We start from the raw sequence: 15,983 nt of genomic DNA, 5'->3' as shown, positions 1-15,983 counted from the left end.
GCATGGCGATTTGCGCTGAGACGATAAACCCTTCGGGTTTACGTTGGTAACGCGGGGTGGAGCAGCCCGGTAGCTCGTCAGGCTCATAACCTGAAGGCCGCAGGTTCAAATCCTGCCCCCGCAACCAAATACTTCCATAATCCACCAATATATAGCGCTGGCACGGGCACGGGCACTCGCGCCAACACCAAAGCGCAAAGGTAGCAAGGGTGAAGCCTCAAGGGACAGATGCGCGTCGACGCTGACCTTACCCCTCCACAATCACCGTCCGATATCTCGGCAGCAGAGCCGAAACCAGCTTCCTCTTCTCTTCCAATTCCTCCCGGCTGGGCTTCGGCGGTTGCGACGCCCGGCTCTTGAGGGGAAAGCCGACTGCGGCGAAAAAATCCTCCTGCCCTGCAGGCGTGCACATGCACAGCATCCGCGCGGTCTTGCCTGACATGTTCTTGAAGGAATGCGGTGCATTGGCGGGGACATTGACGGTCGATCCCGCCCGTACGGTCCGGGATTGACCGCGAAACGTGAACTCGAGCTCGCCTTCGAGCAGGAAGAACATCTCCTCGAAATCGTGCCTGTGCGGTGGTGGGCCGCCGCCATCGGGTACGAGCATTTCGATCAGGCAATAGCGCCCGTTCGTCTCTGAACCGGATACGAGTATCGTATAGATGCCGCCGGCAACGGACACATGGCGCATGTCGGGGCCGTCGGGATCGGCGATCGTCAATGAACGATCGAGGTCGTCGTCGGGAATCGGTGGGTTGGTCTCGCCAGCTGTGCTCATTTCAAGCCTCCGGATGATCGTCGTCATGAGCGGAAAGCACATCTTACCAGATAAGCGATGACACGTTATGCGGCCTTCTGCCCTTATTCCTCCGCGGCGAGAATGCAGCATTGCTCGGGAACAGGCACCAGCATCGCGGTATCGCCGGCAGCCAGCGGCTCCGACAAGGGGCCATTGGCGACGATGCTGCCGGCCGCAGTTTCGCATTGATACTGATAGGCACGGCCGAGATAGGTTCGTGTTCCCAGAACAGCCGGCAAGCCGGCCCCTTCGCGCCGAACCGACAATCCATCCGCGCGGCAGCCAAGGACGAAGCTGTCCGGAACAGGGCCGAAGCCGTCCTGCGATAGCGCGATCCTCGCGCCGCCCGCGGCCTCTGCCGTGATGAGGGCGCCCTGCCGCTCCACGACCCGCAGCGGCAGCAGGTTTTCGAAGCCGACGAACCGGGCGACGAAGCTGTTGGCGGGCTTGCGGTAAAGGACTTCGGGCGTATCGAGCTGCATGATGCGGCCGGCATTCATGATGGCGACGCGATCCGAGATCGAGAAGGCTTCCTCCTGATCGTGCGTCACGTAAAGCGAGGTCGTGCCGTTGGCGCGCTGCAGCTGGCGGATTTCCACGCGCATGTCGACCCTGAGCTTGGCGTCGAGATTGGAGAGCGGCTCATCGAACATCAGGAGCGGCGGTTCGATGACGAGCGCGCGCGCCAGCGCCACGCGCTGCTTCTGGCCGCCGGAAAGCGCCGAGGGCAGGCGGTCGCCGAGGCCGGAAAGTCCGACGCGCTCGAGCATAGCCGCAGCCTTTTTCCGCCGTTCCTGTGTCGGGATGCGGCGCTGCTTCAGGCCGAAGGCGACGTTTTCGAGCACGGTCAGATGCGGAAACAGCGCGTAGTTCTGGAATACCAGGCCGATATCCCTGGCATGCGCCGGCAGCGTCGTCAGGTTGCGATCGCCGAGCTTGATGGTGCCGCTTGTCGGTTGCAGGAAGCCGGCGACGAGCCGCAACGTCGTCGTCTTGCCGCAGCCGCTGGAGCCGAGCAGCGAGACGAGTTCGCCAGCCGCGACGGAAAGCGAAAGATCCTGCAATACGGCTGTCTTGCCGTAGTGGGCGCTGATGGAATCGATGGAGAGCGATACGGTCACGGGCGGCTACTTTGTCAGGAAGGTTAGGCCCAGGGTCGCCTCGACGATCGCCATGACGGCGACGGTCACGAGCATCAGCAGCACGGAAACCGAGGCGATGGTCGGGTCGAAGAACTGCTCCATATGGGCGAGGATCTGGATGGGAAGGGTGGAGATGCCGGGGCCGGTCAGGAAGACCGAGACCGAGACGTCGTTGATCGAGGTGATGAAGGCGAGAATGAAGGCGGCGATGACGCCGGCACGGATATTCGGCAGCACCACCGTCAAAAAGGTCTTCAAGGGCGGGCAGCCCAGGCTGATTGCCGCCTCCTCGATCGAGAAATCGAAGCTCGCGAGGCTGGCGCTGACGACGCGAACCGAATAGGGCAGCACCAAGAGCGCATGGCCGATCAGCAGGCTCGGGAAGATCGGAAGATCGAGCCCGATGGTGATCGATTTCATCAACGAGAAGCCGAAGACGATTTCCGGAACGAGGATCGGAAGGACGAACAGCGTCGACAGCCAGCGGGGCAGCTCGACCCTGTACCGGCTGATGGCATAGGCGGCTGGGATGCCGATCAGCAGCGACAGCGCGGTCCCGAGGAAGGCGAGCTCCAGGCTGGTGACTGCCGTCGTGCGGAAAGCCTCGATTTCGAAGATGTTCCAGAACCAGTGCAGCGTCAGGCCTCGCGGCGGGAAGGTGAGGTAGGTCGTGTCGCTGAAGGCCGCGCCGATGATGATGACGAGAGGCGCCAGCAGGAACAGGAAGATAAGAGCCGTGAAGGCGACGAGTGCCGGGTGGACCGATTTTGCCATGTCACACCGCCATCGGGTTGAGGCGCCGTGCCAGGCGGCTCATGAGCGCGACGATACCGATCGTCACGACGACCATGATGGCGGCAATCGTCGAGGCGCCGACCCAGTCGAAGGTGACCATGGCGCGCTGATAGAGAAAGGTGCCCATCATCATCTGCTTCTCGCCGCCGAGCAATTGCGGCGTGGCATAGGAGGTGAAGCTGCCGGTGAAGACAAGAACGGCGCCGACGATGAGGCCTGGCGTGGCGAGCGGCAGGATGACCTGCCGGAACGTCGCGGCCGGCGTGGCGCCCAGCGAGGTCGCCGCCTGGATGAGATCCTGCGGTATGCCCTCGAGCACGCCGACGAGGGTCAGGATCATCAGCGGCACGAAAAGATAGACCATCGCGACGATCACCGAGCCCTCGGTATAGAGCATCGAGAGCGGCTCGCCGATCACGCCGATGGACAGCAGGATGGTGTTGAGAATGCCGTTCTTGCCGAGAATGATCAGCCAGGCGAAGGAGCGCACCACCACGCCGGTCAATAGCGGAAAGACGGCGGCGATGATCATCAGGCTCTTGGCGCGGCCCGGCATCTGCGCGATCACGTAGGCGGCGATGAAGCCGATGATCAGCGAGATGGCCGTGGTAATCAGCGCAATCTCGATCGTCCTGTAGAGCACCGTGCGGCGAAAGCCGCTGGCGAAGAAGGCGACATAGGGGGAAAATATCCCCTTGGGTTCGCCGAAGGTCGCCGCGATCGTAATGATCACGGGAACGAGCAGGAAGAGCGTCACGGCCAGGATCGCCGGCGTCGCCAAACCCCATTTCATCAGATGCTTCATCAACTAAATTCCGTGAGGATGCCGCAAAAGCCTGCGGCACGCCCTGTTACATGCCGAAGATCTCGTTCCAGCGGTCGACCCAGTCCGACTGCGCGTCGATCAGCTTCGCATAGTCGATGCGGCTGAGCTTGGCGATCATATCGGCGCCATAGGTCCAGAGCTTCGCCTTTTCGGGGGGCAGCACCACCTTGGTCGAGACCGGAGCGTCGACGCCCTGTTCGGCTTCCGCCTGCTGCACGTCCTTCGACAGGATGAAGTTGATGAACTGGTGGGCCAGCTCGACGTTTTCCGAGCCCTTCGGAATATTGACCGTATTGAGGACGGCGATATCGCCTTCCTTGAGATTGGCCCAGGCCATCGTCGGAACGGCTGATTGCAGCGATGTCAGAACAAAATCCTGTGTCATCGACACTTTGGCCTCGCCTGTCGAGATCAGGTTCACCAGCTCGGAGCCGGTGTTGTAGTTCTTGGTCACGTTCGGCTTCAGCGCCTCGATGGCTTCAAAGGCCTTGTCGGCATCGGTATAGGGATCGACGCCGGCATGCTTGCCGGCTTCGATCACCGTCAGCGGCCCGCCTGTCGTGGTGATGCCGGGCAGCGAAACGGCGCCCTTCAGGTCGTCGCGCCAGAGATCGTTCCAGGAGGTGATCGGCGGGTTCACCTTTGCCGTATCGTAGACGATGCCCACGCGGCCGATCGTGTAGGCGGGGCCGTAATTGCCCTGCGGTGCCTTGGCGATATCGTAGAGATCGGCAAGGTTCGGGATCTTGCTGCGGTCGACTTCCTGGAAGAGACCCTGCTGGATGCCGAGCTGCGAATAGCTGTCCGTGAGATAGATGACATCGACGCCCTTGCCGCCGCGCAGTTTCAGCTTGTTGAGGCGGTCGGCATTGTTGCCGGTTTCGAAGACGACGTCGCAGCCGCAGATCTTCTTGAACGGCTCGATGATGTTGGCCTGCATCTTCTCGCCGTTATAGCCCCACCAGGAAACGGTCAGCGTCTTTGCCTGGGCGTAGGCCGGTGCGGCGGTTGCCGCGGCGAGAATCGCGAATCCCGCTGCGCGGGCAAGTGTGAGGCCTTTCATTCTCGAAATCCTTTTTGGTCAATGAAATCCGACATATGCTTCAAGCTTGCAGGATACTATTTTTCGAGCAGCGGCTTTACAAGCCCAACGAATGGGCAGGGTGGCAGTTTCTGCCTTTGATGGGATGAAATATCCGCGTCGCTGCGTTGCAGCGCCGCGCTGTTGCAAACCTTTGAGATCATTCGGCTCGGCGTAAACAAGCGAAGCCGCTTTACATGCAGGTTTGCCGTCTCTACCCTCGGCTGATCGAATTTCCTGCAGGCATGCTTCCCATGACATCCCCGATAATAAATCTCCCCGACGATCTGCTTATCAATGCGGCGGACGAAGTGCTGATCCGTCAGGATCTGACGCTGACCGCGCTCGGCCGCCGTCCGGCCGACCGGCTGCTGCGCGTCGGCCGGCTGCTGGACGTGCATAGCCGCGCCTGGCTCGAGGATCAGGAAATCGTCATCAAGGGCAGGCGGATCGCCTATGTCGGCCCCGCCGGCAGCTACGAGGGAGAGGTGAGCGAGCGTGTGCACGAGCCGGACCTTGCCGCCGTTCCCGGCTTCGGCGAGGCGCACAAGCATATCGAAAGCTCGCATCTGACGCCGGAATGGGAAGCGGCCCTGGTCATGCCGCATGGCGCCACCTGGACCTGCGAGGCGAGCCACGAGTTTTCCAATGTGAATGGCGCCCGCAATCTGGAATTCTGGCTGGAAGCGCGTCGCCGCGGATCGCCGATGAAGATATTCCCTCTGCCGGGATCGGCCGTGCCGCCGACCGCTTATGAGTGGGGCGGCGGCCATTTCGGCTATGACGAGCAGAAGTCCTTTCTGGGCGAAAGCCTGATGGTCGCCGGCCTCGACGAGGTCATGGACTGGCCCTCGGTCAGTAATCCGGAGAATCCGGCTTACGATCGCCTGTGGGGCATGATCCGCGCGACTTTCGAGCAGCGCGGCGTCGTCGAAGGGCATGGCGCGGGCCTGCGCGATCTGCCGTCGATCAATGCTTTTGCCGGCGCCGGCCTGGCCTCCGATCACGAAGGCTGGTTCCTTGACGAGATCTGGGAAAAGCTGACGCACGGCCTGTTCATCGAACTGAGGCCGCATTCCCTGCCCGAGGTCATCAAGGGGCTGATTGAGAAAGGCTTGTCCGATTGGTCGCAGTTCGCTTTCGTCACCGACGATCGCAGCGCCAGCGATACGCTGAAAATGGGCGCTACGGATCATAATGTCCGGCTTGCGATCGAGAACGGGCTGGCGCCTGAAATCGCCATCCAGTGCGTGACGATCAATCCCGCCCGGCACATGCGCCTGACACCGTGGGTCGGCTCGATCGCGCCGGGGCGCTTCGCGGATATCGTGCTGCTGGACGATGTAAAGACGCTGTCGATCGCCAAGGTCTGGGCCGATGGCAGGCCGGCGTCAGAGGGCAAGACCTTCGTCGGCGTCCGGCCTGAGATCGACTGGCCGGATTGGGCGACGAAGACGGTTCGGATCGACAGGGTCGTCACGGCGGACGATTTCCGCATTGCCGCTCCGGCGGAAACCGCCACGGCAAAGGCGGCGCTGCTGCGGCCGTTCCACTGGGCCGACGATTTCATCACCATGGACCTGCCCGTCAGCGATGGCGCCGTCCAGCGCGATTCCGACCGCAACGTCACGAAATTTGCCATCGTCGACCGCTTTTCCGGCGAGGCCAAGGTCGCCCGCATGTTCTGGCTGGGCACGGGACCGCGCACGCCGGACACCGCGCTTGGCGCGACGCTCGGCCACGACAAGCACAATATCTGGGTCGTGGGTTCCTCCGACGCCGCCATGGCGATGGTCGTCAACGCGCTCGAGGAGCAGCAGGGCGGCTGGGTGCTGGTATCGGGGGGCAAGGTCGTTGCCCGCGTTCGTTATGAAGTCGGCGGGTTGATGACGGCACGATCGGCCGAAGCGCTGGATGCGGAAATGCAGGCGCTGTATAAGGCCGGAGCCGAGATCGACTGGATGTACGAGCCGACGTTCTCGCCCCGCTGGTGGCCGGGCTTTCCCGAGCGTCTCTCCTTTGCGACGCTCACCTGCGCACCCTGGCGCTGGGTTCTGGTCGCGCCGTCCGAAAGGGCGCCGGACGGGTTTGTCAACGTTGCGACCGGTGAAACGCATCCCATCGTCTGGTAGGGGATATCCGTTCTCGGGATAGGGATATTCCGGACATCGACCCGCTGAGCGCTAATAAGATGGAAGATCGGCTCATGATTGAGCGGATCATCGGCCCTTGACGCCCGAGGCTGCTTCCTTAATTATCCGTTTGGTTACTTGCTTCGGGCCGCGCGCGAACGGCTGAGGCGCACCCGTCTTCGCGCGGCGTGGTCCATATCCGAAACCGACGGAGGAAGCCGTGGTGACTGCCGTTGACAACGATATGCCGCCGGTAACGTCGGCATTTTCCACGCTGGGATGTGCGGATCTTGAATTGGACGAGGCCCTCGCACTGGCGGCGCGCCATGGAGTCGACGCCATCGAAATCCGCGCCCTTGGCGGCACGATCGATCTGGTCGCCTATTTCACCGAAAGGTTCGGCTCTCCGGCCGGCCTCGCCAAGGCGCTGAAAGCGTCTCCCGTAGGCGTATGCGCCTTCGACACCTCGCTGCGCCTCGTCGGGGCGACACCGGAGACGAAGGAAGAGTTCCTGCGTTACCTTCCCTGGGCTGAGGCTGCCGGTGTCACGTCGCTGCGGGTTTTCGACGGCGGTGAAACCGGCGACGAAGGCGAATTCGCCGAGGCGCTGGCCACGCTGGAATGGTGGCGGGAAACAGCAAGGCGCGAGGGCTTCCAGGCCGAGATGGTCATCGAGACGCATGATCTTCTTGCCTACCCCGACGCGATCGGCCGTTTCCTGGAGATGGCGCCCGATTGCGCATTGCTCTGGGATACGCATCATACGTGGCGCAAGGGCGGGCAGGATCCCGTCGCGACCTGGAATATGGTCCGGCGCAATACGCGGCATCTTCACGTCAAGGACAGTGTCTCCAGGGCAGGCCCGAGACTGCCATACAGCTACGTGGTGCCGGGCAGCGGCGAGTTCCCCATGGCCGCTCTCGCCGCCGTACTTGCCGCCGATGGCTATGCCGGCGTGATCAGCCTGGAGTGGGAGAGATTGTGGCATGCCGAATTGCCGCCGCTGGATCAGGCTCTACAGGCGGCTCGGCATAACAAATGGTGGTTGCCGGCACGACACGACAAATAGCTGTTGAAGCTCATGGATATTTGAGTTTAGCTGTATCGGGGAAAGGGCGCGTAGATTGATTTTTGCAAATACTTGTCAGTTTCTGTATTAATGGCAACTAAATAATAGTTTCGTCGACGCGCTGTGCCGGGTTGACTATAATCTTCGGCGCGATATCTCCGGCTTCTGTGAAAGGAACCTCGGTGACACGAGGTTTAAGGGTGTCTGGAAGATGGAAGAAGCGGATTCTAGGCACGGGAAATCCGATGCTTCGGAGCCACGCACACAGCTTCCAGTCATCGCTTTCAGTCTCCGGAGAGACATCGACGGCCAATTCCCTGACGAAGGGAGGTTTGATGAACGGTAGTGCAAGCCGCGGGGAAGAGGGGCATGGCGCCCTGATCTTAAAGGCGATTGCCGAGGGTGGCCTGGGTTTTGCAGCCCAGTGGATCCACGACGCAAAGGACGTTGCCGACGTGTTCTATGCGGAAAGCCTGGCGCGCGTGAAGGATTCGGATGGAGTAGTGCACACGGCCGGCACATTCGTCGCGCTCCTTGAACGGCAGGACCGCTGGTTCGATCTCGATCTGCGCATTCTCGACATGGTGCTTTCGGACCTCGTCGCGGATAAGACGCTTGTTCTGGGTTTCAATCTCTCCGCCGCCAGCTTGTCGCGCCCCGAGCGGTTTGCCGATGTCTTCAGCCGCATTACCCGTCAGCCGGAGCTTACTTCCCGGCTGATGGTCGAGATCACGGAAAGCTATCCGCTCGTCGGCGCTGCCATCGAGCGCATAAAGATGATCCGTGAACTCGGCTGTCGCATCGCGATAGACGATTTCGGGGCCGGCTTTGCCACGCCGGCATCGCTGCTGCGGGTCGCCGCCGATATCGTCAAGATCGATGCGGCCTTTATTAGGGATAACAGGCGCAGCCGGGACGGCAGCGACAGCCTCTCCCATCTCGTTGGCTTCGCGTCCTGCTTTGCCCCCTTTGTCGTCGTCGAGGGCATCGAAACAAGCGCTCAGCTCGAAGCGGCGCGAGAGGCCGGGGCAACGCATGTGCAGGGCTTCCTTCTGTCGAAGCCCGTTTCACTGGCGCAGCTTCGACGCCGCAGGCGGAAGATCGTTCTGCGAGGATTGGGATGAGCGTTCCTGCGCATCGGCCTGTGAGGTTTCCGCGGCGCGACTTGAGAGCGCCTTCGGTATGCCGCTCGTTGGCCTCTGCGGCAAGCGCGGACTATGGAATGAAAGATTGCCGGTTGTGACTGCGAACGCAGTCTGTCCCGGTATTTGAATAGGGGATCGCGCGCCGTAGACGGCGCAATTCAAGACGGCGTGACGTCCGGCAGCGGACGTCGCCCATAATGCAATTCGAGCGGGGCGGCGCACGAGGAACCAAATGAGATCCGGAAAAAGATCATGGATTCTTTCAGCGAGAGAAAAGACCCCGCTTCATCGAAGAAACACTTCCTGCTCGACGGCTGCGCAAAGATCGCTTCGGCCTATGTCAGTCACAATACGATCCCGGTTGCTGGCCTTTCCCGGCTGATCAAGGATATTCATCAGGCGCTGCAGACGCTGGAGGACCCCGTTTCCGTCATCAATCGCGGCAATCCGGTGCCGGCCGTGGATCTGAAGAAATCGGTAACGAGCGACTACATCGTCTGCCTTGAAGACGGTAAACGCTTCAAGACCTTGAAGCGCCATTTGCGCGTTCACTACGGCATGACGCCGGACGAATACCGGCAGAAATGGGGGCTGGCGCCCAACTATCCGATGGTTGCCGAGAACTATGCCAACCGCCGTTCGGAGCTGGCCAAGATTTCCGGCCTCGGCGCCAATGGCGGCAAGAAGGAAAGCGTCGGCTAGAACGCTTTCAGAAAAGCCGAGCACATTCCCGCGTGCGATTGCTTCGGCACTCCATGAGGAAACTTGTGTTGGCCGCATGTGAAGAGATTGCATGCTTGCCGCCATGCCGTTTGCCGGCACGAGCGCTGCAACAAAAATGGCGCCCTGCAAGGGGCGCCATTTTTGTCTTGAGGCTTCCGGGGGGATGCCGCCGAGCGGTCAGAAAACCTGGCGCAGAACGAGGAACAGCACGAAGGCGAGCGCGATGGAGGCCGGAAGCGTCAGGATCCAGGCCATCAGCATGTTGCGCACGGTCGACCATTGCAGGCCGGAACCGTTCGCCGCCATGGTGCCGGCGACACCGGAGGACAGGACGTGCGTGGTCGAAACCGGCAGGCCGAGGTGATCGGCCGCGCCGATCGTCAGCATGGCGACCACTTCGGCGGCCGCACCCTGGCCATAGGTCAGGTGCGTCTTGCCGATTTTTTCGCCGACCGTCACGACGATGCGCTTCCAGCCGACCATGGTGCCGAGCCCGAGCGCCAGCGCGACGGCAACCTTCACCCAGAGCGGGATGAACTTGGTCGCGTGATCGACGGCGGCGTGATAGTTGGTCACGGCCTTCAGGTCGTCGTCGCCCATCGGCAGCAGCTTCTGCTTGTCGATCAGCTTCAGCGATTCGCCGATGAGGTAGATGTCGTTACGAACGTTGCCGACGAGCCCGTTCGGCAGCTTCTCGACACTCGGATAGGCGGCGATCTCGGCGCTGGTGGCGTGGATATAGGCCTGCAGCGCCGGTGTCGTTGCATCCGTCCAGGTCTTGGTCTTTACCGCATCGCTGACGGCAGCCTTCGCATCGGCCGGTGCCGTGACGCCCGGCTTCACATACTTGCCGAGCACGGTCTCGACCTGCGCCGAAGCGGCCTTGTAGGCTTCGAGATAGTTGACGTCGGGCGTACGGTTCAGCGCGAAGGCCGTCGGCACGAGGCCGATGAGGATGAGCATGATCAGGCCCATGCCCTTCTGGCCGTCATTCGAGCCGTGGGCGAAGCTGACGCCGGTGCAGGTGAAGATCAGCAGGCCTCGGATCCAAGCCGGCGGCGGCGCGTCGCCCTTCGGTGCTTCGTAGAGCTCCTTGTTGCGGATCAGCACCTTGGCGACCAGCAGCAGGACGGCTGCCATGCCGAAGCCGATGATCGGCGAGAGCAGCAGCGACATGCCCACGCTGGTTGCCTGCGACCAGTCGACGCCGCTGGTGGCGGAGCCGGCGGGCGCCAGGAACTGGTTGGCAAGGCCGACACCGATGATGGAGCCGACAAGCGTGTGCGAGCTCGAGGCCGGCAGGCCCAGATACCAGGTGCCGAGGTTCCATATGATCGCGGCGATCAGGAGGGCGAAGACCATGGCAAGGCCCGAGCCGGAGCCGACCTGCAGGATCAATTCGACCGGCAGGAGGGCGAGGATGCCGAAGGCAACGGCGCCGGACGAGGTCAAAACGCCGAGGAAGTTGAAGAAGCCGGACCAGATGACGGCAAATTCAGCCGGCAGCGAGCGGGTGTAGATGACGGTGGCAACGGCGTTGGCGGTATCGTGAAAGCCGTTGACGAATTCGAAACCGAGCGCGATCAGCAATGCCAGGCCGAGCAGGATCCACGGAACAGTGGCCGCGTCGGCGAGGTCGCTGCCGAGGGCGTAGCCGACATAAGCCAGGCCGCCGAGGACGACGATGCCGAAGATTGGCAAAAACCACTTCGCCGAGCCGCTGGCACCGTGAATCGGGTGATTGGCATTACCACCCTCCGAGCTGTTTGAAACGAGGTCGACCATCCCGAGCTCCTTTATTGAAAGTGATATTTCCGGTGTAAGCCTCGTTCATGAAACTCTCGTGACGCGCGAGTAAGTTGCGGTCGCCCGTAAATACCGGCAACAGAAGCATTTTCGGTCGCGGATATGAGTTCGCGCCCATCTTGATTTCGCCGCCAAAACGCCTTTTTCGGTTCAGGCGGCGTTCATGCGCTCAAGGTTTAAATCCCGCTTGTAAGGGACTTGGATAAGGGACCATCAAGATGAGATCGTCCATGATTGCCATCGCTGTCTTGCTTGGCAGCCTGGCTGTGACTTCGGCGGAGGCAATGCCTGTTCCCGCCGTCGGGACAACGGCCTCCGTGCCGGTCGTGAAAGTTGACTATACCTGCGGCCGCGGCCGCCATGTGACGCGTTGGGGTGATTGCCGTCCGAATCGTTGGGGCCCGCCGCCTCGGCGTTGGGGCTACTATCGACCGCCACCGCCGCCACCCTGGGGCTGGCGTGACCATCGTCGCCATTGGCGCGATGACGGTTGGCGTGATCGCCCGCGCTACTGGTGAGTAGCCGCCATTCTATTGGTAAAATGACAAGCACCGCCACATCGAGTGGCGGTGTTTTCTTATGATTGCGGCGCTGTCCGCAACGCGCGTGCGGCAAACCACAATCCCGCGATCATGACGACCGTGGCCGACAGAATGGCCATGAGGCTTTTCGCGTGCATCAGGATATCGGCGGGTTTCGGACGGATGAGATCGGCGGTGTTGAAGCTTTCGCCGCTGAACTTGCAGAGGACGAGCGAGAGGTTGTTGCGAACGAGCGAAGCGTCGATATCGGAGACGAGATCGTCCACCGATGCCTTCTTCCCCTTCATCGTTCGCATCTCAAGCAATATGGCTTTCGCCGCCGCCAGATAGGCATGCGAACATTCGTTGAACGGGCTTTCCTCGTCGGTGACGCTGCCGGGCATCAGGCCCCAGAGGCAATAGGCACGCTGGATCTGTGCGAAATTCAGGAGACGGCGGAAGGTTTCATTGGTGTCGGAGACATCCTCGGCAAGCGAGACGATCCGCCCGTAGTAGGGCGCGATCACGGCCATTTCGCCATGCGTGAGAGATGGTATCGGGATTCCGGCCTGGCTTCCGGAAGAGCCGCCATGGGCGGCAACCGCTGTCGGCCAGCCCGACAGCAAAAGGCAGAGAACCGCGAGCAATATGCCGCCTGCGCCCAGGCGTTTCCCGCGCATGTGACCATGCGCGGGAGCTGTGTTGCGTGGCATCTCAGGCCCGGCGCAGAGCCGCATTGCGATAGCGCACCTGCGGCAGCTCGCGTTCCGCCCAGGCTCCGAAAGCAAGTCCGAGCGTGGTCCACAGGATGACGTGCATCCCGAGCGACGTGAGGCGGAATCGCCAAAGCACGACGGCCGAGAACTGTTCCGGCACTTCGTTGATCGGCGGAAGCAGATACTGGATCAGCGCGACGAAGACCATATAGCCGATGCCGGCGATGATCGCTCCGTTCCAGGATCCGTAACGCGCCGCCAGCCGGCGGCCGAAGCCCACGGCGACGATCATGCCGACGATGGATGCGACGATCATGATGAAGAACAGCTCGGTTCTGGCGCCGATCGTATCGGGATTGCCGACGGCCGGCGGGTTTGCCGGATATTTGATGTCGGGAACCAGCGAAATCGTCACGAAAGCGGCGATTGCGAGCAGCGCTGCCGTGCCGCGTGCGCCGAGCGGGCTGATGCGGCCGTAGACGAAGGAGAAGACCAGCGCGAACAAGCCGCCGACCGCCGTCGAATAGACCATGATGCCGGTGAAGAGACCGATGCCCGCCTGCGTGGCGCGGCTGACGATTTCCGGCTCGGGCGCCTCGCCGGCAGCCTGGGCTGCCTTTTCTTCAAAGCCGATGGCCCAATCGACCAGGGGTTCGCCGAAGGTGTGGGCGAAAGCAAAAATGAGAATACCCGCAAGGGCCCCGACGATCATGCCGCGGAGCAAAAGACGTCCAACCATGTGATTGCTCCCTTAGTGGCAGGGGAAGCCGAGCAGGTGGCGGCCGTCATGCACGAATTCGTGCACGTACATGCCCGATATCAGCGAGGTCGCGCCTTCTTCCGCGCCGACGAAATAAATCGCCAGCAGCATCAGCAGGCCCGCGAAAATGGCCCATGGCAGGATTTGGCCGAGCGGAATCGGCTGCGGAATTGCGGTAGGTGCAAGAGCGGTATCAGACATTGTATTCCCTCATTAAGAAAGGCGCGTTCCATTACGGAAGGGTTCTTACGGGAAGGGTCTGACTCTCTGGGGGCGGTATCCGCCCGTCGATTACAGTGGCGCGACCGCGCCGGGATTTCACCGGCTTCCACACCCGCAAGCCTGAGTTTATATCTGTCTGCGAAGATAGTTGTCAATCAAGCGTCATCATGATGCGAAATCGCGACAGCGATGGAGTTATGAAATCGAATGAAAGCGCGCCTGAGCTGGATTTGCCACGGGCCGACCCAGGCCAATCGCAAGGGTTGTTTCCCGGATGACGAGCCGCTGGAAGCCAAGGCGTTGCAGCGCGATGACCTGCCATCTTTCAGGCTCGGCGCGGTCGACCGGATCTGGACGAGCCCGGCCCTGCGCGCCCGGCAGACGGCAACGGTCCTTGGTCTCGATGCGAGCCCGGAACTTGCCTTGCGCGAATGCGACTATGGCAATTGGCGAGGCCGATCGCTCACCGAACTCCACGACAGCGATCCGGGCTCGCTTGCCCTGTGGATGACGGATCTGTCGGCGGCGCCCCATGGCGGGGAATCCCTGTCGGCCGTCGCAGGGCGCGTGGCCGAGTGGATGGGGCATCGCATCGGGGACGCCGGCCATACCGTCGCCGTCACCCATGCAACGGTCATCCGGGCCGCTATTCTGCATGTCCTGCAGGTGCCGCCGGCGGCTTTCTGGGCAATCGACATCGAGCCGTTCGGCATCGTCGAAATGACGAGCGACGGCCGGCGCTGGCAGCTTCGCTTTCCGAAGATGCCGGCTTAGGCAATCCCAGGAAAAGTGCGTGGCGGCTTTCGGTCCGGAATTGCGTGAAACAAAAGGATAGAGCGTTCTCGCGAATCGGGGAAAGGTGGGAAGGCGCTGGGGATCAGCGGCTCGCCTTCGCCCGCTGCCGCTCGAAATAGACGAGATAGACGGCCATGCCGAGCGTCATGACGGCCAGTCCGTACCAGGTGATGGCGTAGACGAGATGGCTGTTGTGGAAGCTGATCTGCGTCAGCCCTCCCACCGGCAATCCGCCGGGATTCTTCGCATCGTCCGCATCGATGAAATAGGGCGCCGTGTTCTGCAGGCCGCGGCTTTCCGCGATCGCGGCGACGTCACGCGAATACCAGCGGTCTTCCGCCGGTACGTTCGAGCGCAGCAGCGTGCCCTTGGGTTCGCTGATCCGCAGCAGGCCGGTGATGCCGGTCTCCGCCGCGATCTGGCCTTCGGGCCGTGTTGACGGATTGCGCTTTTCGGTCGGCACGAAACCGCGGTTGACGATGACGATCGTGCCGTCGGCGAGCTTCAGCGGTGTCAGCACCCAATAGCCCGGGCCAAGTTCGGTCGAGGCATAGACCTGCGTTTCCTTGTCGTTGAGGAAGGTGCCGCTTGCCTGCACATGCTTGTATTCGGAGCTTTCGGCGTTGACGTCAGCCCATTGCGCCGGGCCGGGAGCGGCAACGGCCGGGGCATGTACGCGCGCATCGACCCTGGCGATCAGATCCAGCTTCCAGTGCAATCGCTCCACCTGCCAGGTGCCGAGCCCGACGAGGAGGGCGGTCAGGAGCAGAAGCAGCAGCACCCAGATGGCGAGAACAAGCGTCGAGCGCGGCTTGCCAAGGGATGTGCTCGTGGAAATATCGGTCATGGCGCTGGTCTCCGGGGGACGCGCTGGCGCATGATTTCGGGAGATCTTTAATTCTCTTTGGTGAAGATCATGCGTGGTCTGGAAAACTTTGGCTGCGATTTCAGGCATTCTCAAAAATGCGCCTTGCAGCGTCCGGCGGGATACATGCGCCGGGAAGAGGGTGGGCCTTTCGTCGAAAGGCCCACCCTTCGGTCTTACGGCATGTTGCGCATCATCTCGGGCGACATGGGCATCATGTTCGCGTTGAGGTGATGCATGACCCAGAGCGAGCCGGAAAGCGCGATGACGACGATCACGATGGTGAAGATCAGCGCCATCATGTTCCAGCCGCCCTCCGAGCGGGTGTTCATGTGCAGGAAGTAGATCATGTGCACGACGATCTGGATCGCGCCGAAGATCATGACGATCGCCCCGGTGACGGCCGGATCGGAGAAGACCTTGCCCATGACCAGCCAGAAGGGAATGGCGGTCAGAATGACGGAGAGGACGAACCCCGTCATGTAGCTCTTGAAGGTGCCGTGTGCAGCCTCGTGGCCGCCATGGTGGTCATGGCCGTGGGCGTCGGCGGAAGGATGCGAATGACTTGAGTTCGAGCTCATCC

At 61.8% G+C, this 15,983-nt stretch carries 17 protein-coding genes and 1 tRNA gene; 7 read left to right on the top strand and 11 right to left on the bottom strand.

Going from position 1 to position 15,983, the window contains the following annotated elements; all coding sequences use genetic code 11:
* The first annotated feature begins 50 nt into the window (after positions 1 to 50).
* Positions 51 to 127: transfer RNA gene (locus tag GR212_RS36145), tRNA-Met, on the top strand.
* A gap of 120 nt (positions 128 to 247) precedes the next feature.
* Here GR212_RS36145 and GR212_RS36140 read toward each other — a convergent pair.
* The 5 genes from GR212_RS36140 to GR212_RS36120 all read right to left on the bottom strand — a co-directional run bounded on the left by GR212_RS36140 (position 248) and on the right by GR212_RS36120 (position 4,628).
* Positions 248 to 781: a cupin domain-containing protein gene (locus GR212_RS36140; protein ID WP_163994867.1), complete on the bottom strand. Its 534-nt coding sequence runs from the start codon at positions 779 to 781 to the stop codon at positions 248 to 250.
* 83 nt (positions 782 to 864) lie between these two features.
* On the bottom strand, positions 865 to 1,923 hold the full coding sequence (locus GR212_RS36135) for an ATP-binding cassette domain-containing protein (RefSeq protein ID WP_163994865.1): 1,059 nt from the start codon (positions 1,921 to 1,923) through the stop codon (positions 865 to 867).
* 6 nt (positions 1,924 to 1,929) lie between these two features.
* Entirely contained in the window at positions 1,930 to 2,718 is a 789-nt protein-coding gene (locus GR212_RS36130; RefSeq protein WP_163994863.1) for an ABC transporter permease, read from the bottom strand.
* Between the two features lies 1 nt (position 2,719).
* A complete protein-coding gene (locus tag GR212_RS36125; protein ID WP_163994861.1) occupies positions 2,720 to 3,544 on the bottom strand; it encodes an ABC transporter permease in 825 nt (274 codons plus the stop codon).
* Positions 3,545 to 3,590: 46 nt separating this feature from the next.
* Positions 3,591 to 4,628, bottom strand: coding sequence for an ABC transporter substrate-binding protein (locus GR212_RS36120; protein WP_163994859.1), 1,038 nt, complete (start codon positions 4,626 to 4,628; stop codon positions 3,591 to 3,593).
* A 272-nt stretch (positions 4,629 to 4,900) separates the two neighbouring features.
* On the opposite strand from GR212_RS36120, the gene GR212_RS36115 reads away from it, so the two are divergent.
* The 4 genes from GR212_RS36115 (at position 4,901) to GR212_RS36100 (ending at position 9,694) form a co-directional block, all read left to right on the top strand.
* On the top strand, positions 4,901 to 6,778 hold the full coding sequence (locus GR212_RS36115) for an adenine deaminase (protein WP_163994857.1): 1,878 nt from the start codon (positions 4,901 to 4,903) through the stop codon (positions 6,776 to 6,778).
* A 220-nt stretch (positions 6,779 to 6,998) separates the two neighbouring features.
* Positions 6,999 to 7,847 (top strand): sugar phosphate isomerase/epimerase family protein, encoded by an 849-nt coding sequence (locus tag GR212_RS36110; protein WP_348643603.1) that lies wholly within the window; start codon positions 6,999 to 7,001, stop codon positions 7,845 to 7,847.
* Positions 7,848 to 8,182: 335 nt separating this feature from the next.
* On the top strand, positions 8,183 to 8,971 hold the full coding sequence (locus GR212_RS36105) for an EAL domain-containing protein (RefSeq protein WP_163994855.1): 789 nt from the start codon (positions 8,183 to 8,185) through the stop codon (positions 8,969 to 8,971).
* 273 nt (positions 8,972 to 9,244) lie between these two features.
* On the top strand, positions 9,245 to 9,694 hold the full coding sequence (locus GR212_RS36100; RefSeq protein WP_163994853.1) for a MucR family transcriptional regulator: 450 nt from the start codon (positions 9,245 to 9,247) through the stop codon (positions 9,692 to 9,694).
* A 198-nt stretch (positions 9,695 to 9,892) separates the two neighbouring features.
* On the opposite strand, the gene GR212_RS36095 is transcribed toward GR212_RS36100, so the two are convergent.
* Positions 9,893 to 11,500 carry an inorganic phosphate transporter gene (locus tag GR212_RS36095; RefSeq protein ID WP_163994851.1) on the bottom strand — a complete coding sequence of 536 codons (1,608 nt, stop codon included), beginning with the start codon at positions 11,498 to 11,500 and terminating at the stop codon, positions 9,893 to 9,895.
* 239 nt (positions 11,501 to 11,739) lie between these two features.
* Between GR212_RS36095 and GR212_RS37930 the strand changes: the two genes are divergently transcribed.
* Positions 11,740 to 12,039, top strand: coding sequence for a GCG_CRPN prefix-to-repeats domain-containing protein (locus GR212_RS37930; protein WP_432444438.1), 300 nt, complete (start codon positions 11,740 to 11,742; stop codon positions 12,037 to 12,039).
* 59 nt (positions 12,040 to 12,098) lie between these two features.
* On the opposite strand, the gene GR212_RS36090 is transcribed toward GR212_RS37930, so the two are convergent.
* From GR212_RS36090 to GR212_RS36080, 3 genes are read right to left on the bottom strand one after another with little or no spacing between them, the layout of a single operon-like run.
* The gene (locus GR212_RS36090; RefSeq protein ID WP_163994849.1) at positions 12,099 to 12,722 is read right to left on the bottom strand and encodes a hypothetical protein; all 624 of its coding nucleotides are present in this window, start codon (positions 12,720 to 12,722) and stop codon (positions 12,099 to 12,101) included.
* Positions 12,723 to 12,756: 34 nt separating this feature from the next.
* Positions 12,757 to 13,497, bottom strand: coding sequence for a CbtA family protein (locus GR212_RS36085; protein WP_163994847.1), 741 nt, complete (start codon positions 13,495 to 13,497; stop codon positions 12,757 to 12,759).
* Positions 13,498 to 13,509: 12 nt separating this feature from the next.
* Complete coding sequence (locus GR212_RS36080; RefSeq protein WP_112801541.1) at positions 13,510 to 13,719, bottom strand: CbtB domain-containing protein; 210 nt, start codon at positions 13,717 to 13,719, stop codon at positions 13,510 to 13,512.
* A 228-nt stretch (positions 13,720 to 13,947) separates the two neighbouring features.
* On the opposite strand from GR212_RS36080, the gene GR212_RS36075 reads away from it, so the two are divergent.
* Positions 13,948 to 14,514, top strand: coding sequence for a histidine phosphatase family protein (locus GR212_RS36075; RefSeq protein ID WP_163994845.1), 567 nt, complete (start codon positions 13,948 to 13,950; stop codon positions 14,512 to 14,514).
* Between the two features lie 103 nt (positions 14,515 to 14,617).
* Here the strand turns inward: GR212_RS36075 and GR212_RS36070 are convergent, their stop codons facing one another.
* Both GR212_RS36070 and cyoD read right to left on the bottom strand, forming a co-directional pair.
* Positions 14,618 to 15,382 carry an SURF1 family protein gene (locus GR212_RS36070; protein WP_163994843.1) on the bottom strand — a complete coding sequence of 255 codons (765 nt, stop codon included), beginning with the start codon at positions 15,380 to 15,382 and terminating at the stop codon, positions 14,618 to 14,620.
* Positions 15,383 to 15,576: 194 nt separating this feature from the next.
* A complete protein-coding gene (gene cyoD, locus GR212_RS36065) occupies positions 15,577 to 15,981 on the bottom strand; it encodes a cytochrome o ubiquinol oxidase subunit IV (protein WP_163994841.1) in 405 nt (134 codons plus the stop codon).
* Positions 15,982 to 15,983: the final 2 nt, after the last annotated feature.

The organism is Martinezella lusitana, assembly GCF_010668395.1.
GTDB classification, from domain to species: Bacteria; Pseudomonadota; Alphaproteobacteria; order Rhizobiales; family Rhizobiaceae; genus Rhizobium; species Rhizobium lusitanum_A.
Note: the sequence above shows the minus strand (reverse complement) of the source record. Positions and strands in the feature narration are given on the sequence as shown.

Bases quoted from the DNA above. Each gene is read 5' to 3' on its own strand.
- cyoD (WP_163994841.1), bottom strand. From the start codon at position 15,981: ATGAGCTCGAACTCAAGTCATTCGCATCCTTCCGCCGACGCCCACGGC.
- GR212_RS36125 (WP_163994861.1), bottom strand. From the start codon at position 3,544: ATGAAGCATCTGATGAAATGGGGTTTGGCGACGCCGGCGATCCTGGCC.
- GR212_RS36085 (WP_163994847.1), bottom strand. From the start codon at position 13,497: ATGGTTGGACGTCTTTTGCTCCGCGGCATGATCGTCGGGGCCCTTGCG.
- GR212_RS36130 (WP_163994863.1), bottom strand. From the start codon at position 2,718: ATGGCAAAATCGGTCCACCCGGCACTCGTCGCCTTCACGGCTCTTATC.
- GR212_RS36070 (WP_163994843.1), bottom strand. From the start codon at position 15,382: ATGACCGATATTTCCACGAGCACATCCCTTGGCAAGCCGCGCTCGACG.
- GR212_RS36105 (WP_163994855.1), top strand. From the start codon at position 8,183: ATGAACGGTAGTGCAAGCCGCGGGGAAGAGGGGCATGGCGCCCTGATC.
- GR212_RS36120 (WP_163994859.1), bottom strand. From the start codon at position 4,628: ATGAAAGGCCTCACACTTGCCCGCGCAGCGGGATTCGCGATTCTCGCC.
- GR212_RS36095 (WP_163994851.1), bottom strand. From the start codon at position 11,500: ATGGTCGACCTCGTTTCAAACAGCTCGGAGGGTGGTAATGCCAATCAC.
- GR212_RS36140 (WP_163994867.1), bottom strand. From the start codon at position 781: ATGAGCACAGCTGGCGAGACCAACCCACCGATTCCCGACGACGACCTC.
- GR212_RS36115 (WP_163994857.1), top strand. From the start codon at position 4,901: ATGACATCCCCGATAATAAATCTCCCCGACGATCTGCTTATCAATGCG.
- GR212_RS36080 (WP_112801541.1), bottom strand. From the start codon at position 13,719: ATGTCTGATACCGCTCTTGCACCTACCGCAATTCCGCAGCCGATTCCG.
- GR212_RS36100 (WP_163994853.1), top strand. From the start codon at position 9,245: ATGGATTCTTTCAGCGAGAGAAAAGACCCCGCTTCATCGAAGAAACAC.
- GR212_RS36075 (WP_163994845.1), top strand. From the start codon at position 13,948: ATGAAAGCGCGCCTGAGCTGGATTTGCCACGGGCCGACCCAGGCCAAT.
- GR212_RS36090 (WP_163994849.1), bottom strand. From the start codon at position 12,722: ATGCGCGGGAAACGCCTGGGCGCAGGCGGCATATTGCTCGCGGTTCTC.
- GR212_RS37930 (WP_432444438.1), top strand. From the start codon at position 11,740: ATGAGATCGTCCATGATTGCCATCGCTGTCTTGCTTGGCAGCCTGGCT.